Raw genomic sequence first — 22,729 nt, 5'->3', positions numbered from 1 at the left:
CCCAGCCCACCGAACCTCATTCACTCGATGGGGGAACGCCCTTCACGCCGCCAGCGTCGTCAGCAGACGCTGCAAAGATCCCCCGAGCCCCCAGCGCTCCGCCAGCCCCTGGAGCGCAGCCTGATCTTGCGGAGTGCGCGGCAGTGCGGTGTCCACGTCCGGCAGCGGTACGTCGTCCGCGACCCGCACGACCGTCGGCGCCACCGCGACATACGGTCGCGCCTCGTCTAGCCGCTTGCGCTGCGCCGGGGTGAGCTTCGACTTCGGATCGTCCACCGCCGCCATGATCCCGGCCAGGTCCCCGAACTCGGTGAGCAGCTTGGCCGCCGTCTTCTCCCCGATGCCCGGCACACCCGGCAGGCCGTCGCTCGGGTCGCCGCGCAGCAGCGCCAGATCCACGTACCCGCGGCCGTCGACGCCGTACTTCTCGCGCAGCCACGCCTCGTCGGTGAGCTGGAGCGTGCCCACGCCCTTGAGCGGATACAGCACCCGGATCCCCCGCGCGTCGTCCACCAGCTGGTACAGGTCGCGGTCCCCGGTGACGATGTCCACCGGGCCCTTCGCCCGCGCGGTGAACGTGCCGATCACATCGTCCGCCTCGTACCCCGCGACCCCCACGCGCGCGATGCCGAGCGCGTCCAGGACCGCCTCGATCACCGGCACCTGCGGCGAGAGCGTGTCCGGCACGACCTCCTCGTCGGGGCCGGCCTCACGCTCCTCGGCGACCCGGTGCGCCTTGTACGAGGGGATCAGGTCCACCCGCCACTGCGGCCGCCAGTCGGCGTCCATGCAGGCCACCAGGGCGTCCGGGCGGTGGTCCTTCACCAGGCGGTCGATGAAGTCCAGCAGCCCGCGCACGGCGTTCACCGGGGTGCCGTCCGGTGCCCTCACGGAGTCCGGCACGCCGAAGTAGGCGCGGAAGTAGAGCGAGGCGGTGTCGAGGAGCATCAGTCGTCCGGTCACGCCCCGCATCATGCCGTACCCCACTGACAAGGGGCTGTCCCGGCGCAACGGGTTGCGTCAGGCGCGTCAGCTGTGGGCTGGAACACTTGTGCGTTTGTGTCCGACGAAGAAGGGCAGGCGCCGCCCCGGAGCGATGCCGCCTCGTGCGCCGCGTCGCTCTCTCTTTGTTGAGCTTTATCGAGCTCTTTGCCGTCGAGAACGAGAAGGTACGCGTGTCAGCCAGGCTGGAAGCCGAACATCTGCACAAGGTGTTCGGGAGACGACAGGACGAGGCAGTGGAGCGGCTCCGAGCCGGAGCCGACCGGGAGGAGCTGCGCGCCGACGGCACCACCGCGGCCGTCATCGACGCCTCCTTCACCGTCGAACCGGGCCAGATCTTCGTCGTCATGGGCCTGTCCGGCTCCGGCAAGTCCACGCTGCTGCGGATGCTCAACGGCCTGCTGGAGCCGACCGCGGGACAGGTCCGCTTCGACGGCCAGGACCTGACCGCGCTCAGCCCCCGCGAGCTGCGCGAGGTCCGGGCCAGGAAGATCAGCATGGTCTTCCAGCACTTCGCGCTCTTCCCGCACCGCAGTGTCGTCGAGAACGCCGCCTACGGCCTGGAGGTCCAGGGCGTCCCCAAGGCGGAGCGGCTCGCGCGCGCCACCGAGGCCCTCGAACTGTGCGGCCTGAAGGGCTGGGAGAAGTCCTGGCCCGACGAGCTGTCCGGCGGCATGCAGCAGCGCGTCGGCCTCGCCCGCGCGCTCGCCACCGACGCCGACCTGCTGCTGATGGACGAGTCCTTCAGCGCGCTGGACCCGCTGATCCGCCGTGACATGCAGGACCAGCTGCTGGAGCTGCAGACGAAGCTGAAGAAGACCATCGTCTTCATCACCCACGACCTCAACGAGGCCATGCGCCTGGGCGACCGCATCGCCGTCATGCGCGACGGCCGCATCGTCCAGATCGGCACCGCCGAGGACATCCTGGTGCGCCCCGCCGACGACTACGTCGCCTCCTTCACCCAGGACGTCGACCGCTCCCGGGTGCTCACCGCCTCCTCCGTCATGAACCGCGAGGTCCGCGGCGACGAGGCCGACTGCGCCTGCGCGACCGCGAGCCCCGACACCCCGTTCCACGACCTGTGCGCCCTCAGCGCCCGCCTCTCCCACCCGGTCGCGGTGCTGGACGGGGACAAGCAGCTGGTCGGCGTCGTACCCCGGCAGCGCCTCGTGGGCTTCCTCGGCGACGAGACCGCCGAACCCGAGCCGTGCCCGGCCCCCCGGGACAAGGACGCGGAGAAGGTGACCGCCGGTGCCTAGGATCGAGTTCGGTTCATGGGTCAACGACGCGGTCGAGTGGCTCACCACCCACATGGGCTGGCTGTTCGACTTCCTGGAGCAGGTCTTCCGCGGCGCCTACGAGGGCGTCGACGCCGTCCTCCAGGCGCCCGAGCCGCTGCTGCTCACCGGCATCTTCACGGTGATCGCGTGCTGGCTGCGCGGCACCCTCGCCGGGGTCCTCACCTTCGTCGGCTTCGCCTTCGTGATCTCCCTCGATCTGTGGGAGGACGCGATGGTGACCCTGTCGCTGGTCCTGGTCGCCACCCTGATCGCGCTGGTGATCTCGGTGCCGCTCGGCATCTGGGCGGCGCGCTCCAGCCGGGTCAGCGCCATCGTGCGGCCCGGCCTGGACCTGATGCAGACACTGCCGGCGATGGTCTACCTGATCCCGGCGATCCTCTTCTTCGGCAGCGGCGCCGCCGCGGGCATCGTCGCCACCCTCGTCTTCGCGCTCGCCCCCGGTGTGCGCATGACCGAGCTGGGCATCCGCCAGGTCGACAAGGAACTCGTCGAGGCCGCGGAGGCCTTCGGCACCACCCCGCGCGACACCCTGCTGCGCGTCCAGCTCCCGCTGGCCCTGCCCACCGTGATGGCCGGCGTCAACCAGGTCATCATGCTCGGCCTGTCCATGGCGGCCATCGCCGGCATGGTCGGCACCGGCGGCCTCGGCGGTGACGTCAACGAGGCCATCGGCCAGCTCAACATCGGCCTCGGCGCCGAGGCGGGCATCGCCATCGTCATCCTCGCCATCTACCTGGACCGGATGACCAGCGCGCTGGGCACCCAGGTCTCCCCGCTCGGCCGCCGCGCCGCCGCCCGGGCACGCGCCGCCCAGGGCCTGAAGATCTGGTCGTACCGCCCCCGCGCCTCCGTCGCCGTGGTCGGTGTCGTGGTGCTCGCGCTGGTCGCGGGCGGCATGGGTGTCTTCGGCGGCGCCGACGACACCGAGCCGGTCACGGGCGGCGACAACGTCGGCCAGGGCAAGAAGATCAGCATCGGCTACATCCCCTGGGACGAGGGCGTCGCCTCCACCTTCCTGTGGAAGGAGATCCTGGAGCGGCGCGGCTACGAGGTCGAGGCCAAGCAGTTCGACGCGGGCCCCCTCTACACCTCCCTCGCCCAGGGCGACATCGACTTCCAGACGGACTCCTGGCTGCCCACCACCCACGAGCAGTACTGGAAGAAGTACGGCTCCCAGCTGGACGACCTGGGCCCCTGGTACGGCCCGACCTCCCTCGAACTGAGCGTGCCCGCCTATATGAAGGGCATCGACTCGCTGGAGGACCTCAAGGGCAAGGCCGGGCAGTTCGACGGCAGGATCACCGGCATCGAGTCCAGCGCCGGGATGATGAGCCTGCTCAAGAGCAAGGTGCTGCAGGAGTACGGCCTGGACCAGGAGTTCAAGGTCGTCGACAGCTCGACGCCCGCCATGCTGGCCGAGCTCAAGCGGGCGTACGCCAAGAAGGAACCGATCGTCGTCACGCTCTGGTCGCCGCACTGGGCGTACAGCGACTACAAGCTGAAGAAGCTCAAGGACCCCAAGGGCGCCTGGGGCGAGGGTGACGGGGTGCACACCCTGTCCCGCAAGGGCTTCGCCGAGGAGAACCCGGTCGTCGGTAAGTGGCTGAAGGACTTCGAGCTCACCGAGGAGCAGCTCACCGGCCTGGAGTCGGAGATCAACGAGGCCGGCAAGGGCCGGCAGCAGGACGCCGTACGGGCCTGGCTGAAGGGTCAGCCGGGGCTCGTCGACAAGCTCGCGCCGGTCGAGAACACCGCGACCCCGGCCGAGGCGAAGCGCCCGCTGGACGTGGCCTGGTTCCCGTGGGACGAGGACATCGCCGTCACCTACCTGTGGAAGAACGTCCTGGAGCGGCGCGGTTACCGGCTGAACCTCAAGCAGATGGACGTCGGCCCCGTCTACACCGGCCTCGCCTCCGGCGATCTCGATCTCAACTTCGACGCCTGGCTGCCGTACGCGCAGAAGAACTACTGGGACAAGAGCAAGGACAGCCTCCACGACCTGGGGACCTGGTACGAGCCGACCTCGCTGGAGCTCGCCGTGCCGTCCTATGTGAAGGGCATCGACTCGCTGGCGGACCTGAAGGGCAAGGCGGACACCTTCGACGGGAAGATCGTCGGCATCGAGCCCGGCACCGGGGAGATGAACCTGCTCAAGACCAAGGTGCTCCCCGGGTACGGGCTGGACGACGAGTACGAGGTCGTCGACGGCTCCACGCCCGCGATGCTGGCCGAGCTCAAGCGCGCCTACGCCAAGAAGGAGCCCATCGCCGTCGTGCTGTGGTCCCCGCACTGGGCGTACAGCGAGTACGAGCTGACCAAGCTGAAGGACCCGCGGAAGTTCTTCGGTGAGGGCAACACGATCCGGACGATCTCCAACAAGGACTTCCCCGAGAGGTACCCCCAGCTCACGAAGTGGATCAAGAACTTCAGGATGAGCGAGGACGAGCTCGGCACCCTGGAGCGTGAGATCAAGGACCGTGGCCAGGGGCATGAGGAGGAGGCCGTCGCCGCGTGGCTCGAAGAGCACCCGGAGATGGTCGACCGCATGACCCCCGCGGCCTGAACCCCCGAATACGGCGGGCGTCCGGCACACCTGACGGTGCCGGACGCCCGCCTTCTCTTCTGTGCGCGAAATCCGGCCAAGTAGGGTGAGGGGATGTCGTTCACCGGGCCTGCCTGCCGCTTCGCCCGGGACCCGGGCGCCGGCGCGGCGGGCAGTGCCCGCGGCGCCGGGCCGGCCGGGGCCGGACGATGGCGCGAACTGTGAGGTCCGGCTCCCGCCGTGTGCCGTCGATGTGACGGGCGCGGGAAACGGTTTGCCGAACATGCGTAGGGTGCAGAGAACTCACCAGAGGAGTCGGCACCGGACGACGGGTGAAGGAGGGAGCCGGAGCGATGGGCGACCACAAAGAACAGCCCCTGCGGGTGGGCGCGGCCGTACGGCGGCGGCGTCGCGCGCTGGAGCTCACCCTCGCCGTCGTGGCCGAGCGCAGCGGCCTGTCGGTGCCCTTCCTGAGCCAGGTGGAGAACGACCGCGCCCGCCCGAGCAGAAGCTCCCTGGAGAAGCTCGCCGACGCCCTGCGCACCACGGCCGTCGAACTCCTCGCCGCGGCCGACCCGGCGTGCAGCGTGGACGTGGTCCGCTCGGAGGGCGCCGAGATGGCCCCCGAGCCGCGGACGCGGTCCCTGGTGCGCGGTCACCATCAGATGCACGCCTCGGAGTTCACCGGGGACCATGAGGCGGGACGCGAGTTCCAGTACCGCAACGACCAGTTGATGTACGTCGCCGACGGCGCCGTGGAGATCGAGGCGGAGGGACGCGCCTACCGGCTCGGCCGCGGCGACACCCTGTACCTCACCGGCGGGGTCCGCCATCGCTGGCGGGCCACGGTGCCGGAGACCCGGGTGGTGGTCGTCGCGGTGGCCGAGCACATCGAGGCGGTCCAGGACCGGCCGCGCTGATGCGCGTGGTCTCCCTGGTGCCGTCCCTGACGGAGGCCGTGGCGGTCTCGGCCCCCGGCGTCCTGGTCGGCGCCACGGACTGGTGCACGCATCCGGCGAGCCTCGGCGTGACCCGGATCGGCGGCACCAAGAACCCCGGGATCGAGCGGATCGCCGCACTCGCCCCCGACCTGGTGATCGCCAACGAGGAGGAGAACCGCGCCCCCGACCTCGCGGCCCTGCGGGCGGCCGGGATCGAGGTGCTCGTGACCGAGGTCCGCGATGTGCCGGGGGCCTTCCGGGAACTGGACCGGGTGCTCACCGCCTGCGGCACCGCGTCCCGGCCCCGCTGGCTCGACGAGGCCGAGCGGACCTGGTCGGCGCTGCGGCCCCCCGACCGCCGTACGACCGCCGTGGTGCCGGTCTGGCGGCGCCCCTGGATGGTGCTGGGCCGCGACACCTTCGCCGGCGACGTCCTGGCCCGCCTCGGCGTGGACCACCTGTACGCGACGCACGAGGACCGCTATCCGCGCGTCGCGCTGGAAGAGCTGCGGGCGGCGGCCCCCGACCTCGTCGTCCTCCCGGACGAGCCCTACCGCTTCACCCCCGACGACGGCCCCGAGGCCTTCCCCGGCCGGCCCTGCGCGCTGGTCAGCGGGCGGCACCTGACCTGGTACGGCCCGTCGCTGACCGAGGCGCCGGACGTGCTGGGCGCGGCCCTGCGGGCAGTGCTTCGCTGAGCCGCGCCGGGCGTGGCCCCGCGAGCAGCGCGCCGGTGAGGAGGCCGCGTGCGGTGCCTGTCGTGGCCGTCAGCCAGGCGGTGACCAGGACGGCGTAGAGCACGGCGGCCAAGCCGTCGTAGACCACCAGACCGGTGTGCCGGGCCAGGGACCCGGCGCCGGTGACGCAGGTGCCGACCGGGAAGGTGAAGGCCCACCAGGTCATCGCGAACCGCATGCCCCGCCGGCGGGCGCGCACGACGTGGGCGGTGGCGAAGCCGAGCCAGAGCAGCGCGAAGCCCATGACCGGCACGCCGTACAGCACGGCCAGTACATCGAAGCCCTCGCTGTACGGGGCCGGTACGACGCCCGGCGCGTGATCGGCGAAGTTGCCGACCGCGGTGGTCGACTGGCCGAGCGGACCCAGCACCAGGAACAGGGTGGGGGTCAGCGCGAGCGGCAGCGGACCGGTGGTGATCAGACGCGCGAAGACCAGCGGCAGCATCAGCAGGGTCGCCAGCAGGCTCAGCCCGAACAGCGCGACACAGGTCAGCAGCAGCGTCGTCCTGGCCTGTCCGGCGGGCAGGTACGGCACCAGCGACGGGCCGAGGGCCGCGGACACCATGGGCGCCACGAGCGGCAGCAGCCAGACCGGCGTGGCCTGACGCGGCTGCACCCGATGCCGTACGGCCAGCAGGTACGGGACGGCCACCGCCGCCGCGAGTCCGACAGCCGTGCCGGCCGTGAACAGCACCACGTCCAGCGCGACCGCCGCCTCGATGCCGATCCAGTCCCGGCCGACGGCCAGGGCGCCGCCCCCGACGGCCAGCAGGGCCATGGCGAGGCAGCCGTAGAAGGGAGCCGTCGCCGGGTCCATGAGGTGGGCGCGGGCCTGGTCGCGGTGGTGGACCCAGTGCAGGGCGCGGGCGGCGAGCAGGGCGGCCAGCGCGAGCGCGGAGAGCGTCCACACGGCGGCGCACAGCGGCCGGGGCACGGGAAGCCCGGCGCCGGCGGTGGCGACGATGGCGGTTCCCATCACGGAGGCGTACCAGTTCGGTCCGAGGTGACGGACGGTCAGGGCACGGGGGAGGGGCGGGGCGGCGGTGACCATGCTGCCACCGTCCCGCCCCAGGACCCCCACCACCAGGGAGGACGTCTCTATGAGGGCATAAGCTGGCTTTATGAGTAGTGCGGTGACGACCTCCCTGGCCCATCGAGTCCCGGATCTCGGCGCCCTCGAACTGCTGCTGGCGGTGGCCCGGCTGGGCAGTCTGGGCGGGGCGGCCCGGGAACTGGGCATCACCCAGCCCGCGGCCAGCTCCCGGATCCGGTCGATGGAACGGCAGCTCGGGGTGGCGCTGGTGGACCGCTCACCACGGGGCTCACGGCTGACGGACGCCGGTGCGCTGGTGACCGACTGGGCGCGGCGGATCGTGGAGGCGGCGGAGGCATTCGACGTGGGCGCGCAGGCGCTGCGGGACCGGCGGGACTCCCGGCTGCGGGTGGCGGCGAGCATGACGATCGCCGAGTACCTGCTGCCGGGCTGGCTCCTGGCCCTGCGCGCGGGCCGCCCGGACACCGCGGTGTCGCTGCTCGCGGGCAACTCGGCCGCGGTGGCCGAACGGCTGCTCGCCGACGAGGCAGACCTGGGTTTCGTCGAGGGCCTGACGGTCCCCACCGGCCTGGACTCGGTGGTCATCGCCCACGACCGGCTGATCGTCGTCACCGCCCCCGGCCACCCCTGGGCCCGCCGCCGGCGCCCGCTCACCCCCGAGGAGCTGGCGGCCACCCCGCTGATCCTCCGCGAGAAGGGCTCGGGCACCCGGCAGGTCCTGGACACGGCCCTGGGTGGCCTGGCCCGCCCCCTGATCGAGCTCTCCTCCACCACGGCGGTGAAGGCGGCGGCGGTGAGCGGGGCGGGGCCCGCCGTGCTGAGCGAACTCGCCGTCCGCGAGGAGCTGTCCATGCGCCGCCTGGTGAGCATCCCGGTGGCGGACGTGTCGCTGGCCCGGGACCTGCGGGCGGTGTGGCCGACGGGGCACCGGCCGGTGGGTCCGGCGCGGGACCTGCTGCATCTGACCCGGGGCTGAGCGCCGCGCCGGGCTCTCCCTTCAGGGCGTGGCCGTGAGGCTCGCTTCCACCAGCGCCCTCATCACCCGCACGTCCTCACCCATCTCCGGGTGCCACTGCACGCCCAGTACCCAGTGCTCCCCGGGCAGTTCCACGGCTTCCAGGGTGCCGTCCGCCGCATGGGCCGACGGGACGAGCCCCGCCCCGAGACGGTCCACCGACTGGTGGTGGTACGTCGGCACACTCGTCTCCTCCGGGGCGATACCGGCGTACAGCGTGCCCGGGACCGGCTTGACCGGGTGCCGGCCGAAGATGCCGACCAGTTCGGCATGGCCCTCCAGATGCTGCACCAGCGTGCCGCCGAGCGCGACGTTCAGCAGCTGCATGCCCCGGCAGATCCCGAGCAGCGGCACCCGCGCGGCCAACGCGGCCTCGATCAGGGCCAGTTCCCACGCGTCCCGCTCCCGTGCCGGAGGTCCCGTCCGCGGGTCGCGCTCGGCGCCGTAGCGCACCGGCTCCACATCGGGTCCGCCCGCGATCACCAGCCCGTCGAGCCGGGCCACCGTCGCCGCCGCGTGCTCCGGCGCGTCCGGCGGCAGCATCACCGCGAGCCCGCCCGCCCGCTGCACCAGCCGCGGATAGCCGGCCGGCAGCAGCGCCGCCTCCAGCTCCCACACGCCCCAGCGCGCGGCGGTCTCCAGATACGTACTGACTCCGATCAGCGGCCTGTCCGGCATGCCCCGCCCTTTCAATGGACCGTTCTCATACCTTTGCCTCACGTCAGGAACCCCCTGAGCAGGGCCGCGGTGCCCGAGCAGTGCTCCCGCATGATCTCCCGCGCCGCGTCCGCGTCCCCGTCCAGCACCGCCTCCACCAGCGCCGCGTGCTGCCGCTGCGAGTGCTCCAGGTTGCGGACCAGGATCGGGATGCAGTCCAGCAGTTCGTTCACCGTCGCCCGCACCGCCGCGTACTGCGCGGTCAGCGTCGGCGAGCCGCACAGCTCGGCCAGCGTGAGGTGCAGCAGCGTGTCCCGGCGCCGGTAGTCGCCCAGCGGCGCGTCCCGGGTGCGGGCCAGCGCCCGGCGCAGCCGCTCCCGCTGCTCCCCGGTCAGGCCGTGCGCCGCGCACAGCCCGGCCGCGCCCACCTCCAGCACCTCCCGGAAGCGCAGCACGTCCTCGATGTCCACCGAGGCGATCCGGCGGCGCAGCTCGTCCTCGCCGGCGGCGTCCGCGCGCGGAAGCACGAACGTTCCGCCGTACCGCCCGCGCCGGGACTCCACCAGGCCCTGGTCCTGGAGCACCTTGAGCACCTCGCGCAGCGTCACCCGGCTGATCCCCAGCCGCTCCGCCAGCTCCCGCTCGGCGGGCAGCCGCTCGCCGCCCGGCACCAGGCCGAGCCGGACCACCTGGAGGATCTGCTCCAGCGCCTCCTCGAAACCGTTGCCCGCCCGCACCGGCCGCAGCACCGGGGTGAGCCGGTCCTCCGGGCCCGGTTCCGTCTCCACCGACATCCGGCCGTGCCCCCTTCCCAAGCAATGGTTCTGAGCAATACCTTATGGCTCCGGAGCTGACCGAAGAAGCCTTAAGGAGGCTTTCCCGTGGCAGACCGCACAGCGCCGCTCGGCGTCGAGGAGCTGCACGCCCTCGTCGCCGGCGGTGAGATCGACACCGTCGTCCTGGCCTTCCCGGACATGCAGGGGCGGCTCCAGGGCAAGCGGTTCGCCGCGCGCTTCTTCCTCGACGAGGTACTGCACCACGGCACCGAGGGCTGCAACTACCTGCTCGCCGTCGACACCGAGATGAACACCGTGGACGGCTACGCCATGTCGTCCTGGGACCGCGGCTACGGCGACTTCGCGATGCACGCGGACCTGACCACCCTGCGCCGCGTCCCCTGGAACGCCGGCACGGCCATGGTCATCGCCGACCTCGCCTGGGAGGACGGCTCCCCGGTCGTCGCCGCCCCCCGCCAGATCCTGCGGCGGCAACTGGAGCGCCTCGCCGGCCTCGGGCTCACCGCCCAGGTCGGCACCGAGCTGGAGTTCATCGTCTTCAAGGACACCTACGAGCAGGCCTGGGACGCGGGCTACCGGGGCCTGACCCCGGCCAACCAGTACAACATCGACTACTCCGTCCTCGGCACCGGCCGCATCGAACCCCTGCTGCGCCGCATCCGCAACGAGATGGCCGGTGCCGGACTCACCGTCGAGTCCGCCAAGGGCGAGTGCAACCCCGGCCAGCACGAGATCGTCTTCCGTTACGACGAGGCCCTGGTCACTTGCGACCAGCACGCCGTCTACAAGACCGGCGCCAAGGAGATCGCCGCCCAGGAGGGCATGTCCCTGACCTTCATGGCCAAGTACAACGAGCGCGAGGGCAACTCCTGCCACATCCACCTCTCGCTCGCGGACGAGGCCGGTGACAACGCCATGGCCGGACCCGACGGGATGTCCGAGGTCATGCGGTACTTCCTCGCCGGCCAGCTGGCGGCCCTGCGCGACTTCTCCCTCCTCTACGCCCCCCACATCAACTCCTACAAGCGGTTCCAGCCCGGCTCCTTCGCGCCGACCGCCGTCGCCTGGGGGCACGACAACCGCACCTGCGCCCTGCGCGTGGTCGGCCACGGCCGCTCGCTGCGCTTCGAGAACCGCCTCCCCGGCGGCGACGTCAACCCCCATCTCGCGGTCGCGGGCATGGTGGCGGCGGGCCTGTACGGCATCGAGCACAAGCTCCAGCTGCCCGATGCCTGCCCCGGCAACGCCTACACCGCCGGGTACCAGCACGTCCCGACCACCCTGCGCGAGGCCGCCGAGCTGTGGGAGAACAGCCCCATCGCCCAAGCCGCCTTCGGCGACGAGGTCGTCGCGCACTACCGGAACATGGCGCGCGTCGAGACCGACGCCTACGACGCCGCGGTCACCGACTGGGAGCTGCGCCGCTCCTTCGAACGCATGTGAGGCCCGCCGTGTCCGACCAGCTCCAGGTACTGAACCCGGCCACCGAAGAGGTGGTCGCCACCGTCCCGGCGGCGTCCGCGGCGGACGTCGACGCCGCCGTCGTACGGGCCGCCCGCGCCCAGACCGCCTGGGCGGCCCTCGCCCCCGCCGACCGGGCCCGGCTGCTGCGCCGCTTCGCCGTCGTGGTGGACGAACACATCGAAGAACTCGCCCGGTTGGAGGTCCGCGAGGCAGGACACACCCTCGGCAACGCCCGCTGGGAGGCGGGCAACGTCCGTGATCTGCTCGACTACGCGGCGGGCGGCGTGGAGCGCCTGACCGGACGCCAGATCCCGGTCCCCGGCGGCCTCGACGTCACCCTCCTCGAACCGCTCGGCGTCGTCGGCGTCATCGCGCCCTGGAACTTCCCGATGCCCATCGCGGCCTGGGGCACCGCGCCCGCGCTCGCCGCGGGCAACGCCGTGCTCCTCAAGCCCGCCGAGACGACCCCGCTGACGGCACTGCGACTGGCGGAGCTGGCCCTGTCCGCCGGTCTTCCCGAGGGCCTGTTCCAGGTGCTGCCCGGCCACGGTCCCGTCGCCGGGAACGCCCTGGTGGAACACCCCGGCGTCGCGAAGATCGTCTTCACCGGGTCGACGGCGGTGGGCAGACAGGTGTGGGCGAAGGGCGCCGCGCACCTCAAGCGGGTCACCCTCGAACTCGGCGGCAAGAGCCCCAACATCGTCTTCGCCGACGCCGACCTGGAAACCGCCGCCCGGGCCACCCCCATGTCCTTCCTCGACAACTCCGGCCAGGACTGCTGCGCCCGCACCCGCATCCTCGTCCAGCGGACGGTGTACGACCGCTTCCTGGAGCTGCTGGGCCCCGCGATCGAGGCGGTACGCGTGGGCGACCCCGCGGACGAGACCACGGACATGGGCCCGCTGATCTCCAGGGCCCAGCTGGAACGGGTGAGTTCCTACGTCGACCCGGACGCGGCCGGCATCCGCGGCAAGGCCCCCGAGGGCCCCGGCTTCTGGTTCCCGCCCACCGTCCTCACCGGCGTCGACCCGCACGCGCGCGTGGCCGTCGAGGAGGTCTTCGGACCCGTGGCCGTCGTCCTCCCCTTCGCGGACGAGACCGAGGCCGTCGCGCTCGCCAACGGCACCGACTACGGCCTGTCCGGCTCGATCTGGACCCGGGACGTCGGCCGCGCCCTGCGCGTCTCGGGAGCCGTCCGCGCGGGCAACCTGTCCGTCAACTCCCACTCCAGCGTCCGCTACTGGACCCCCTTCGGCGGCTTCAAGCAGTCCGGCGTCGGCCGCGAGCTCGGCCCGGACGCGCTGACCGCCTTCACCGAGACCAAGAACGTCTTCATCAGCACGGAGGGCCCCGCACAGTGACCTCATCAACCTCAGCAACCGAAGAGACCGTCTGCCGCCGACTGGTCGGCCGTACCGCCGTCGTCACCGGAGCCGGCAGCGGCATCGGTCTCGCCACCGTCCGCCGGCTCGCCTCCGAGGGCGCGCACGTGGTCTGCGGCGACGTCGACGAGCAGCGCGGCAAGGCGGCGGCGGACGAGGTGGGCGGCACCTTCGTCAAGGTCGACGTCACCGACGCCGAGCAGGTGGAGGCGCTGTTCCGGACGGCCCACGACACCTACGGCAGCGTCGACATCGCCTTCAACAACGCCGGGATCTCGCCGCCCGACGACGACTCCATCCTGGAGACCGGCCTGGAGGCATGGAAGCGCGTCCAGGAGGTCAACCTCACCTCCGTCTACCTGTGCTGCAAGGCCGCGATCCCCTACATGCGGCGCCAGGGCAGGGGCTCGATCATCAACACCGCGTCCTTCGTGGCGCGGATGGGCGCGGCCACGTCCCAGATCTCCTACACGGCCTCCAAGGGCGGCGTCCTCGCGATGTCCCGTGAGCTGGGCGTGCAGTTCGCGCGCGAGGGCATCCGCGTCAACGCGCTCTGCCCCGGGCCGGTCAACACCCCGCTGCTGCAGGAGCTGTTCGCCAAGGACCCCGAGCGCGCCGCGCGCCGCCTGGTGCACATCCCGCTCGGCCGGTTCGCCGAGGCCGAGGAGATCGCCGCCGCCGTCGCCTTCCTGGCCAGCGACGACTCCTCCTTCGTCAACGCCACCGACTTCCTGGTGGACGGCGGGATCTCGGGGGCGTACGTCACTCCGCTGTAGGCGGCGTCCTACAGTGCCTGCATGAGCATGACGCCACCACCCGGCTGGTACCGCGACCCCGAGGCCCCGCATCTGGAGCGCTGGTGGGACGGAACCGCCTGGACCGAGTACCGGCGCACCCCCGAGGTGACGGCGCCGATGCCGGTCGCGGGAGCGTCCGGACGGTCCAGGGCCGTCGCCGTCACCGCGGCGGCGGTCGTGCTCGTGGCGGCGATCGTCACGGGCGCGGTGGTGCTGGGGCAGGGGGAGGAGGACCAGGGTGGTGCGGAGCTGGAGACGGCGCCCACGTACTACACGGAGGCCCCTCCTTCGCCGACCCCGACCCGGAGCGAGCCGTCCGCCGACGACCCGGCCGTCGTGACCGACGAACTCAACGGCATCACCCTGCCGTTGCTCGACGGCTGGGTCCGGCCGAAGTACGTCGCCGAGGACGACGTCGTCATGACCACGGACGGCACCTACGACTGCCCCGGCGACGACGGCGTCTGCCGCCACGGCCTCGTCATGTCCCGGACGGTCACCGAGAACGACGAGCGGTCCCCGCGGGTGCTGGCCGAGCAGGACATCGAGGACGCCGCCGAGTCCGCGTACGACCGCGACACGATCGGCCGGCGGCCCTACGGCGGCATGGAGTCCCACCAGGTCGTCACGTCGGGCCCGGTCGCGGTGGCGGGCCGCGCCGGCTGGTTCGTGCGCTGGCGGGTCACCACGGCCGAGGGCCCCGGCGGCTACGTCCAGTCGACGGTCTTCCCGTCCCGCGTCGGCACCGAGTCACCGGTCTGCGTGCGCTACGTCTTCGACGCGGGCCCGGACGGACCGCCCCTGGCCGACATGGACCGGATCACCAAGGGCATCCGCTCCTTCGCCGACCCGGACGGCGGCGGCGGAGTGGGCAGCAGCGTGGGCCCCGGCGAGGGGTAGGACCCGGCCGGGGAACGCAGACGCATCAGAGGAAGGTGTGGCCTTCGCCGCGGTACGTGGGGACGGTCGCCGTCACCATGTCGCCCTCGATCAGGTGCAGTTGCTCGAAGCGTTCGCACAGCTCGCCCGCCTTGGCGTGCCGGAACCACACCTTGTCGCCGATGAGCAGGTCGTCGGCGGGGGAGCCGAGCAGCGGGGTCTGGACCTCGCCGGGGCCCTCCTGCGGGTCGTAGCGCAGCCCTTCCGGCAGGTACGGCACGGGGAGCCGGTCGGGTCCCGCGGCACCGGAGGCCGGGTAGCCGCCGCCCAGGACGGTGACGACGCCGACGCCGGGGCGCCGGACGACGGGCTGGGCGAACAGGGCGGCCGGGCGTCCGCGGAAGGACGTGTAGTTGTCGAAGAGCCGCGGTACGTAGAGTCCCGACCCGGCGCCGATCTCGGTGACGCAGTCCTCGGCGGCGGTGTGCTGGACGCTGCCGGTGCCGCCGCCGTTGACGAACGCCAACTCCGGCGCCACCGCCCGCAGGGCCCGCACCACCTCGGCCCGGCGCCGGGCGAGTTCCCGGCGTGCGGTGGCCTGCATCAGCCGGACGGCACGCGAGCGCAGGGGGTGGCCGGCGACGGAGTCGCCGACGCCGGCGATATGTCCCTCGTACGCCATGAGCCCGACGACCTCGAACCCCGGCCGGCGGGCCACGAGACGGGCCAGGTCGGCGACTTGGCCCGGGGTGTGCAGCGGGGAGCGGCGGGCGCCGACCCGGATCCGGCCGCCGAGCCGCTTCAGCGAGGTGTCCAACTCCAGGCAGACCCGGACGACTTCGCGGCCCCCGTCGCGGGCGTCGTCGATGAGCCGGAGCTGGGCCGGGTCGTCGATCATCACGGTGACGGCGCCGGCGAGCTTGGGATCGCTGGTGAGTTCGGCGAATCCGGCGCGGTCGGCGGACGGGTAGGCGAGCAGGATGTCGTCGAAGCCGGAGCGGGCCAGCCACAGGGACTCGGCGAGGGTGAAGGACATGATCCCCGCGAAGCCGTCGCGCGCGAGGACGCGTTCGAGCAGGGCACGGCAGCGTACGGACTTGCTGGCGACGCGGATGGGCTTGCCGGCCGCGCGGCGGACGAGGTCGTCCGCGTTGGCGTCGAAGGCGTCCAGGTCCACGATCGCGAGGGGGGCGTCGAGATGGGCGGTGGCCCGGTCGTAACGGGCCCGGTCGGCGGCGCGCGCAGTCATGAACGCAGCCTGCCAGACTGGATTACCCCAGGGTAGGGGGACGTTCCGGGCTAAAGCCCCGGGCTCGTGGACTGGTTCCCGCGGCGCCGGGAGCAACCCGTAGAGTGACGCGCACGCACGTGAGGGCCGGGATGCCGGGCGCCGCGTGCGGGTAGATGGTGCCCGGGACACCGGGCTCGGGCGAACGGAACGGGGCCCGCGCAGGACACCAGGCCCGGGCACGAGGAAACGGGGGGCGCATGAACACGGAAGCGCAGCGCGCCTGCCAGCCGACGCCCGGGTCGGGAGAGGGCGAGAGCGGAACGGCTGCGCAGGACTCCCGCTTCCCGACCCTCCGCACCCCCTCCGCCCCGCCACCGAGGGCCTCCGCCCGCTTCCCGGACACGTCCCCTCCCCCCGCGGACGAACCCGCCCCACCGCCCCCGGCCGCCCCCGGCGACGCGGCCCCCCCGCCGGTCCCGCCCCGCCCAGCGTCAAGCCCGGCTGCCACCGGTGGCGTGGCCCCGCCGCCGGTTCCGGCCGTCCCGACCTCCTCCGACGGCACGCCTCGGCGCCCGGGCGCGGCTCCGCCGCCGGTGGCGCCCGCCGCGACATTTTCCGACGGCACGCCTCGGCGGCCAGGCGCGGCGTCGCCGTCGGCTCCGCCCCGCCCCGCATCGAGCCCGGCTGCCGCCGGTGGCGTGTCCCGCCGCGCGGACGCCGCTTCGCCCTCGGCCCGCCCGACGGCTTCCAACGGCCTGCCCCCGCGCCCGGCGTCCAGCCCCGCTGCCGCCGACGGTGCGGCACAGCGCCCCGGCTCCGCTCCGGCTGGCCCGGCGGACATGCCCCCGCGCCCGGCGTCGACCCCCGCCGTCGCTCCGGCGCGCCCCGCCACACCCCCGTCCGCCACCCCGCCCCGGCCAGCCGCGCCTGCCCCCTCGCAGTCGCATCGCCCGGCCCCGTCCGCCACCCCGCCTTCGCCTGGTGCGCCTGCCTCCTCGCATCGCCCGGCCCCGTCCGCCGCCCCGCCTCGGCTGACTGCACCCGCCACCCCGCCTCGGCCGACCGCGCCCGCCGCCCCGCCCCGCCCAGCCGCTCCCGCCCCCTCGCACCGCCCGCCCGCCGTGCCCCCGCAGGTCGCCGCTGCCTCGGCTCGCCGGGCCGGGCGGTCCGGCAGCCTTCACCCCGAGGCCGGCTCGGAGACCACTCGGCGGTTGCGGCCCGTTCCGGCTGAGGGTGAGGGGGCGGGGCCCGATCCTGCGTTGTCGTGGAGTGCTCCCGTGGCGGCGCCGAGTGGGCGGCCCGTGGTGTCGTTCGGGGAGCCCGAGGGGTACGACGGGGGCGGGCGGGCGCGAGGGCGCGGGGGCCGGGTGGCCGCCGTCGCCGCCTGTCTTGTGCTGGGGCTCGGCCTCGTCGGGGGTGCCGTCACCGGGAGCTGGCTCGTCGGGGACTCCGAGGCCGCCGGATCCCGGGACGATTTCGTCGCCGCCCGGAGCCTGTGGCACAGCCTCCCCGTCGATCAGCTGTTCCCGGCGAGCGTCAAGGGGCAGGGCGCCGGACCGGGCGGCGCCGACCGCACCTGGACCCGGATCGCCGTCGCCCCGGACAGCGGCTGCGCGGACGCCTTCGACCCGCTCCTGCGCAAGGCCCTCGCCCCCGTCGGCTGCCAGCGGCTCCTGCGCGCCACCTACACCGACGCCACCCAGACCTACGTCACCACCGTCGGCCTGCTCTTCACCAAGGCCGACGCCACCGCCATGGCCTCCCTCGCCGAGCGGTTCACCGAGGAGGGCCTGGACAGCCGTACCGACCTCATGCCCCGCCCGTACGGCCCCGGCTTCGACAGCGACCAGCGCGCCTCCTGGACCGTCTCCGTGCTCACCGACGCCCCGGTCGTCGTCTACTCCGTCTCCGGCTGGGCCGACGGCCGCGACGTCGACGAGCCGCAGCCCGCCGAGGACGCCATGGAGTCCGGCGCCACCACGGCCCCCGCCCAGGCCGGCCTCGGCCACGAGGCGAAGGGCCTCGCCGACCGCGTCGAACGCGCCCTGCGCAAGCACGTCGGCCCCTACGCCACGGAGCCGGCCTCATGACCGCCGCCCGCGTCCGCCGCACGGGCCTGCTCGGCGTCCTCCTCGCCGCCTCCCTCGCCCTCGTCCCGTCCACCGCCGCCCACGCCGACGGCATCCGCGGCCAGCAGTGGGCCCTGGAGGCCATGCACACCGACGAGGCCTGGCAGACCACCAAGGGCCAGGGCATCACCGTCGCCGTCCTCGACACCGGCGTCGACGACGAGCACCCCGACCTCGCCGGGAACGTCCTGCCAGGCAAGGACATGGTCGGCTTCGGAGCGAAACGCGGCGACCGCGCCTGGGCCCGCCACGGCACCGCCATGGCCGGCATCATCGCGGGCCACGGACACGGCCCCGGCAACGGCGACGGCGTACTGGGCATCGCCCCCGAGGCCAGGATCCTCCCCGTCCGCGTGATCCTGGAGGACGGCGACCCGGCCCGCGCCAAGGCCCGCACCACCCGCGGCAACGCCCTCGCCGAGGGCATCCGCTGGGCCGCCGACCACGGCGCCGACGTCATCAACCTCTCCCTGGGCGACGACTCCAAGTCCGCGCACCCCGAACCCGCCGAGGACGAGGCCGTCCAGTACGCCCTGCGCAAGGGCGCCGTCGTCGTCGCCTCGGCCGGCAACGGCGGCGAGAAGGGCGACCACATCTCCTACCCGGCCGCCTATCCGGGCGTCATCGCCGCCACCGCCGTCGACAAGTTCGGCACCCGCGCCTCCTTCTCCACCCGCCGCTGGTACGCCACGGTCAGCGCCCCCGGCGTCGACGTCGTGATCGCCGACCCGGACCGCAAGTACTACGAGGGCTGGGGCACCAGCGCCGCCGCGGCCTTCGTCTCCGGCGCGGTGGCCCTGGTCAAGTCCGCCCACCCGGGCCTGGACCCGGCCCAGATCAAGAAGCTCCTGGAGGACACGGCCCGCAACGCCCCCGCCGACGGCCGCGACGACTCCCGCGGCTACGGCTTCATCGACCCCGCCGCCGCCATCGAGAAGGCCGCCGGCCTCAAGCCTGCGGGCCTGCGGGCCAGGGGACACGGCGACGAGTACTTCGGCCCGGGCCCCGACACCCGTAAGGCCTCGGACGACGCGACGGGCTGGGCGGCACCCCTGGCGGGCGGCACCGGAGGCGTCCTGCTGGTCGCGGCGATCGTCCTGTGGCGAGGCCGACGCCTCCGCCAGGACGACCACCGGGCCCGCTTCTAGCCCCTCGCGACCACCGGGCCCGCTTCTAGCCCCTCGCCAGCACCGGCACCGCGGCCCTCGCCGCCGCCTCGACCAGCGCGACCCCCGCGGCCTTCGTCGCGTTGCCGTTCGACAGCACGGCCACCAGACACTCCCGCCCGTCCACCGTCACCCGCCCGATGCTGTTGACGTCCCACAGCCCCGTCGTGCTCCGCGGCAGCCACCCGTTCTTCAGCGCCCACCGCGAACCGTCCGCCACCGCCGACACACCCCACCGCTGATCCACGGCTATCCGCCCCATCAGCCCTCGCAGATACGACCGCGACGCCTCGCTCAGCTCCGACTCCTCCCCGAACACCTGCTGGAGCAGCGCGAGTTGATCCGCCGCCGTGGTCTGCGTCAGCCCCCACAGCATCCCGTCGCCGCCCTCGGTGGCCCGCAGCCCGAACCGCTCGTTCGCGGCGGCCAGCCCTTCCGCCCTGCCGATCGTCTCCCACAGGGCGGACGCGGAGGCGTTGTCGCTGCGCTCGATCATCGCGGTGGCATGTGCCTTCTCCGCCGAGGTCAGCGCCCGCCCCTCGTCCTGGGCCCGGAGCAGCAGCGCCGCCAGGATGTCGACCTTCACGATGCTCGCCGTGTCGAAGGAACCGCCCCCGTACGTGGCGCTCGCGCCGGAAGCCAGGTCCAGCACCGCCACCGACACCTCCGCACCCTCCGCCACGGCGACGGACTCCATGGCGTCCGCCAGCAGCCCGTCCCGGTCCACCGTCGGCCGCGCCACCGATTCCACGGATGCCTCCCCGCTCACCGCGCCCCCTGAGGGCGTCGCCGACGACGATACGGCGCTCCCCGCGCCCGGAGCCGGGTGCGGCTGCCCCGTCACGTACACCGTCCCCGTGGCCGTAGCGCCGACCACGGCCACCGAGGCGAGGGCGACGTACAGCAGGGGCACACGGCGCCGACGCGCTCTGCAGGACTCCATGTCCGCGATCGTCGGGCCGGTGACTGTGCCTTCGGTGAGACGCAGGTTAGATCTGTGTCAGGGATGTCTGAGAAGGGCGTGAGCCGGGTGACGGGCGCGTTTCCGGGCCCGCACAAGCGCAGCGGCAACCCCCCGATAGGGTCGGTGACCGTGGCGAACAAGAACATTCCCGACTCCCCCTTCCCGGACGACGACGGCTCCGCCGACCCCCGGCTGAGCGCGGCGCTCGCCGCCTGGGCCGAGGACCGCACCGCCGTGGCACCGGTGCTCCGGGCGCTCAAGGGCGCCCGGCTGCTCGTCCCCGTCGTGGCCGTCCTCGGCGAGGTCGAGGAGGACGAGAACGGGCTGCGTCACGAGAAGACCAGCGACATGGCCGTACCGACCCTGCGGGCCGGCGACCGCAAGGCACTGCCCGCCTTCACCTCCACCGACTCCCTCGCCCGCTGGGACGCCACGGCCCGCCCCGTCGCCGTACCCCTGCACCAGGCCCTGGAGGCCGCCGCGCACGAGAAGGCCGACACGGTCGTGCTGGACCTGGCCGGACCGGTGCCGTTCGAGCTGACGGGACCGGCGCTGCTCGCCCTGGCCGAGGGACGGACCAGCACCGATCCGCTGGCCGACCCGGCGGTCGTGGAGGCGGTGCGCGCCGCGGTCGCCGACGTGGACGCGGTGCTGCGCGCCTACCTGGGCCCCGGCCGGGCCGACGGCACCCTCGCCCTGGTCCTCCACCCCTCCGTGCCGCAGGACGCCGGTGTCCACGCGGTCGCGCGCCGGCTCGCCGCCGACGAAACACTGAGGGCCCGCCTGGTGCGCGGCTTCGACCTGGCACTGCTGCCGGCCGAGGCCACCCCTCCGGGCGAGCCCTTGTACGTACGGGAATCCGGCGCCTAGCCGTAGACCGGACCGGTGTACTTCTCGCCCGGGCCCTGGCCCGGCTCGTCCGGGACGAGCGAGGCCTCGCGGAACGCCAGCTGGAGCGACTTCAGGCCGTCCCGCAGCGGGGCCGCGTGGAAGGAGCTGATCTCGGTGGTGCTCGCGTCCAGCAGCCCGGCCAGGGCGGTGACCAGCTTGCGGGCCTCGTCCAGGTCCTTGTACCGGTCGCCCTCCTCGGTCAGTCCGAGCTTCACGGCGGCGGCGCTCATCAGGTTCACGGCGACCGTCACGATCACCTCGACGGCGGGGACCTCGGCGATGTCGCGGGTCATCTCGTCGAAGTCGGGCGTCTCGGGGCTGTCCGGGGAAGAGGTGTCACTCATGGCGCCCACGATAGGTGCACGCACCGGCCCGGCCCGACACTGCCTCGGTTAGCCCCGACCGGCGGGAGCTGCTAACCTTGGGTGACGACCGGCCGAACACGCATGTGTCCGGCCCGCAAGTGGAGGCTCCGAACTCCCACCCGACTGTCCTCCGGGACGGCGGGTCACCGGTCAGGCGGCCACCACCGTTCCGTACGGACGGTGGAGAGTCGCCCGAGATTGCGCCCCGCGGTCGACGCGGCGGTGTTCCGGCATAAAGGAGCCCCGCCTGTGTCCCGTCCGGGGCATTTTTCATGCGCCGCGATGGTTGGTCCTATGTCAATCAGACATACGCGGCTGTCCGCCAGACCGCCGTGTGGTGCTACCGAGGAGGATCCATCAGCGCCGAGCCCCGCATCAACGACCGGATTCGCGTTCCAGAGGTGCGACTTGTCGGTCCCAGTGGCGAGCAGGTGGGCATCGTCCCCCTGGCCAAGGCACTGGAGCTTGCGCAGGAGTACGACCTGGACCTGGTCGAGGTGGCGGCGACCGCCCGTCCGCCTGTGTGCAAGCTCATGGACTACGGGAAGTTCAAGTACGAGTCGGCCATGAAGGCCCGTGAGGCGCGCAAGAACCAGGCGCACACGGTCATCAAGGAGATGAAGCTCCGGCCGAAGATCGACCCGCACGACTATGACACCAAGAAGGGTCACGTCGTCCGGTTCCTCAAGCAGGGCGACAAGGTCAAGATCACGATCATGTTCCGTGGTCGCGAGCAGTCCCGGCCCGAGCTGGGCTACCGACTGCTGCAGCGTCTCGCGGAGGACGTCCAGGACCTCGGCTTCGTGGAGTCGAATCCGAAGCAGGACGGCCGAAACATGATCATGGTTCTCGGTCCGCACAAGAAGAAGACCGAGGCGATGGCCGAGGCCCGTCAGGCGCAGGAAGCCCGCAAGGCAGAAGCGAAGGCCAACCCCGGCAAGTCGCAGAACGCCGCGGAGTCCGACTTCGCCGAGGACGTCGAGGACGCCGAGGCTCCTGCCGAGGCATCCGCCGAGGCGTGATCCCGGGGGACGCGAGTCCCCAAGGATGTAACCGATACCAGAACGACGCTCCACCGTGCCCGGTTTCACGACCGGGCACCGGAGCGCCACCGACGAGGAGAGAACGGCGCTATGCCGAAGAACAAGTCGCACAGCGGTGCCAGCAAGCGCTTCAAGATCACCGGCTCCGGCAAGGTGCTCCGCGAGCGTGCCGGCAAGCGCCACCTGCTCGAGCACAAGTCGTCCCGCGTGACGCGTCGCCTCACCGGCAACGCCGAGATGGCCCCGGGCGACGCCGCGAAGATCAAGAAGCTTCTCGGCAAGTGACGTTCCGGCGCCTCGCCGCCGCACGTCAGGACCGGGACCCAATCGATTTCGGGTCGTGTGAGGACACCCACGGCCCCGCTACAA

General features: G+C 72.8%; 21 protein-coding genes. 14 read left to right on the top strand and 7 right to left on the bottom strand.

The genetic code is table 11. The features are described from left to right. Nucleotides 1-42: 42 nt before the first annotated feature. Complete coding sequence (locus ACWD1Z_RS18050; RefSeq protein ID WP_451119714.1) at nucleotides 43-972, bottom strand: 5'-3' exonuclease; 930 nt, start codon at nucleotides 970-972, stop codon at nucleotides 43-45. A gap of 203 nt (nucleotides 973-1,175) precedes the next feature. Here ACWD1Z_RS18050 and ACWD1Z_RS18045 point away from each other — a divergent pair, with 203 nt between their 5' ends. The 4 genes from ACWD1Z_RS18045 to ACWD1Z_RS18030 all read left to right on the top strand — a co-directional run bounded on the left by ACWD1Z_RS18045 (nucleotide 1,176) and on the right by ACWD1Z_RS18030 (nucleotide 6,487). Next, nucleotides 1,176-2,264, top strand: a complete 1,089-nt coding sequence (locus ACWD1Z_RS18045; protein WP_451119684.1) for a quaternary amine ABC transporter ATP-binding protein — start codon at nucleotides 1,176-1,178, stop codon at nucleotides 2,262-2,264. Then, nucleotides 2,257-4,869 carry an ABC transporter permease/substrate binding protein gene (locus ACWD1Z_RS18040; RefSeq protein WP_451119682.1) on the top strand — a complete coding sequence of 871 codons (2,613 nt, stop codon included), beginning with the start codon at nucleotides 2,257-2,259 and terminating at the stop codon, nucleotides 4,867-4,869. The genes ACWD1Z_RS18045 and ACWD1Z_RS18040 overlap by 8 nt, the downstream gene beginning before the upstream one ends. A gap of 332 nt (nucleotides 4,870-5,201) precedes the next feature. Next, nucleotides 5,202-5,768: a helix-turn-helix domain-containing protein gene (locus tag ACWD1Z_RS18035; protein ID WP_451119680.1), complete on the top strand. Its 567-nt coding sequence runs from the start codon at nucleotides 5,202-5,204 to the stop codon at nucleotides 5,766-5,768. Next, on the top strand, nucleotides 5,768-6,487 hold the full coding sequence (locus tag ACWD1Z_RS18030; protein WP_451119678.1) for a helical backbone metal receptor: 720 nt from the start codon (nucleotides 5,768-5,770) through the stop codon (nucleotides 6,485-6,487). Before ACWD1Z_RS18035 ends, ACWD1Z_RS18030 begins: the two co-directional genes overlap by 1 nt. Here the strand turns inward: ACWD1Z_RS18030 and ACWD1Z_RS18025 are convergent. Beyond that, on the bottom strand, nucleotides 6,399-7,577 hold the full coding sequence (locus ACWD1Z_RS18025; protein ID WP_451119677.1) for a TDT family transporter: 1,179 nt from the start codon (nucleotides 7,575-7,577) through the stop codon (nucleotides 6,399-6,401). The two genes, ACWD1Z_RS18030 and ACWD1Z_RS18025, sit on opposite strands and share 89 nt — an antisense overlap. 70 nt (nucleotides 7,578-7,647) lie before the next feature. Here ACWD1Z_RS18025 and ACWD1Z_RS18020 point away from each other — a divergent pair, with 70 nt between their 5' ends. Further along, a complete protein-coding gene (locus ACWD1Z_RS18020) occupies nucleotides 7,648-8,556 on the top strand; it encodes a LysR family transcriptional regulator (protein ID WP_451119676.1) in 909 nt (302 codons plus the stop codon). A gap of 21 nt (nucleotides 8,557-8,577) precedes the next feature. Here the strand turns inward: ACWD1Z_RS18020 and ACWD1Z_RS18015 are convergent, their stop codons facing one another. Together ACWD1Z_RS18015 and ACWD1Z_RS18010 are read right to left on the bottom strand one after the other, a co-directional pair. Further along, a complete protein-coding gene (locus tag ACWD1Z_RS18015; protein WP_451119675.1) occupies nucleotides 8,578-9,273 on the bottom strand; it encodes a gamma-glutamyl-gamma-aminobutyrate hydrolase family protein in 696 nt (231 codons plus the stop codon). A 38-nt stretch (nucleotides 9,274-9,311) separates the two neighbouring features. After that, nucleotides 9,312-10,046, bottom strand: coding sequence for a FadR/GntR family transcriptional regulator (locus ACWD1Z_RS18010; RefSeq protein WP_451119673.1), 735 nt, complete (start codon nucleotides 10,044-10,046; stop codon nucleotides 9,312-9,314). A gap of 87 nt (nucleotides 10,047-10,133) precedes the next feature. On the opposite strand from ACWD1Z_RS18010, the gene ACWD1Z_RS18005 reads away from it, so the two are divergent. From ACWD1Z_RS18005 to ACWD1Z_RS17990, 4 genes are read left to right on the top strand one after another with little or no spacing between them, the layout of a single operon-like run. Further along, complete coding sequence (locus ACWD1Z_RS18005) at nucleotides 10,134-11,492, top strand: glutamine synthetase family protein (RefSeq protein WP_451119671.1); 1,359 nt, start codon at nucleotides 10,134-10,136, stop codon at nucleotides 11,490-11,492. A gap of 8 nt (nucleotides 11,493-11,500) precedes the next feature. Beyond that, on the top strand, nucleotides 11,501-12,874 hold the full coding sequence (locus tag ACWD1Z_RS18000) for an aldehyde dehydrogenase family protein (RefSeq protein WP_451119669.1): 1,374 nt from the start codon (nucleotides 11,501-11,503) through the stop codon (nucleotides 12,872-12,874). Next, nucleotides 12,871-13,671 carry a 3-oxoacyl-ACP reductase gene (locus ACWD1Z_RS17995; RefSeq protein WP_451119667.1) on the top strand — a complete coding sequence of 267 codons (801 nt, stop codon included), beginning with the start codon at nucleotides 12,871-12,873 and terminating at the stop codon, nucleotides 13,669-13,671. Before ACWD1Z_RS18000 ends, ACWD1Z_RS17995 begins: the two co-directional genes overlap by 4 nt. A gap of 27 nt (nucleotides 13,672-13,698) precedes the next feature. Then, complete coding sequence (locus ACWD1Z_RS17990; protein ID WP_451119712.1) at nucleotides 13,699-14,592, top strand: DUF2510 domain-containing protein; 894 nt, start codon at nucleotides 13,699-13,701, stop codon at nucleotides 14,590-14,592. 25 nt (nucleotides 14,593-14,617) lie between these two features. On the opposite strand, the gene ACWD1Z_RS17985 is transcribed toward ACWD1Z_RS17990, so the two are convergent. After that, entirely contained in the window at nucleotides 14,618-15,820 is a 1,203-nt protein-coding gene (locus ACWD1Z_RS17985) for an amino acid deaminase/aldolase (RefSeq protein ID WP_451119665.1), read from the bottom strand. Nucleotides 15,821-17,079: 1,259 nt separating this feature from the next. Here ACWD1Z_RS17985 and ACWD1Z_RS17980 point away from each other — a divergent pair. Then, nucleotides 17,080-17,892, top strand: coding sequence for a hypothetical protein (locus ACWD1Z_RS17980; protein ID WP_451119664.1), 813 nt, complete (start codon nucleotides 17,080-17,082; stop codon nucleotides 17,890-17,892). After that, nucleotides 17,889-19,079, top strand: a complete 1,191-nt coding sequence (gene mycP, locus ACWD1Z_RS17975) for a type VII secretion-associated serine protease mycosin (RefSeq protein WP_451119662.1) — start codon at nucleotides 17,889-17,891, stop codon at nucleotides 19,077-19,079. The genes ACWD1Z_RS17980 and mycP overlap by 4 nt, the downstream gene beginning before the upstream one ends. Nucleotides 19,080-19,104: 25 nt before the next feature. Here the strand turns inward: mycP and ACWD1Z_RS17970 are convergent, their stop codons facing one another. Further along, nucleotides 19,105-20,040 carry a serine hydrolase gene (locus ACWD1Z_RS17970; protein WP_451119660.1) on the bottom strand — a complete coding sequence of 312 codons (936 nt, stop codon included), beginning with the start codon at nucleotides 20,038-20,040 and terminating at the stop codon, nucleotides 19,105-19,107. 150 nt (nucleotides 20,041-20,190) lie between these two features. Between ACWD1Z_RS17970 and ACWD1Z_RS17965 the strand changes: the two genes are divergently transcribed. Beyond that, nucleotides 20,191-20,931 (top strand): SseB family protein, encoded by a 741-nt coding sequence (locus ACWD1Z_RS17965; protein WP_451119658.1) that lies wholly within the window; start codon nucleotides 20,191-20,193, stop codon nucleotides 20,929-20,931. On the opposite strand, the gene ACWD1Z_RS17960 is transcribed toward ACWD1Z_RS17965, so the two are convergent. Further along, nucleotides 20,928-21,296 (bottom strand): DUF1844 domain-containing protein, encoded by a 369-nt coding sequence (locus tag ACWD1Z_RS17960; protein ID WP_389419329.1) that lies wholly within the window; start codon nucleotides 21,294-21,296, stop codon nucleotides 20,928-20,930. The two genes, ACWD1Z_RS17965 and ACWD1Z_RS17960, sit on opposite strands and share 4 nt — an antisense overlap. A gap of 353 nt (nucleotides 21,297-21,649) precedes the next feature. On the opposite strand from ACWD1Z_RS17960, the gene infC reads away from it, so the two are divergent. Both infC and rpmI read left to right on the top strand, forming a co-directional pair. Next, complete coding sequence (gene infC / locus ACWD1Z_RS17955; protein WP_389419526.1) at nucleotides 21,650-22,339, top strand: translation initiation factor IF-3; 690 nt, start codon at nucleotides 21,650-21,652, stop codon at nucleotides 22,337-22,339. A gap of 111 nt (nucleotides 22,340-22,450) precedes the next feature. After that, nucleotides 22,451-22,645: a 50S ribosomal protein L35 gene (gene rpmI / locus ACWD1Z_RS17950; RefSeq protein ID WP_003977225.1), complete on the top strand. Its 195-nt coding sequence runs from the start codon at nucleotides 22,451-22,453 to the stop codon at nucleotides 22,643-22,645. Nucleotides 22,646-22,729: the final 84 nt, after the last annotated feature.

Source organism: Streptomyces sp. NPDC002784 (assembly GCF_053592135.1).
Note: the sequence above shows the minus strand (reverse complement) of the source record. Positions and strands in the feature narration are given on the sequence as shown.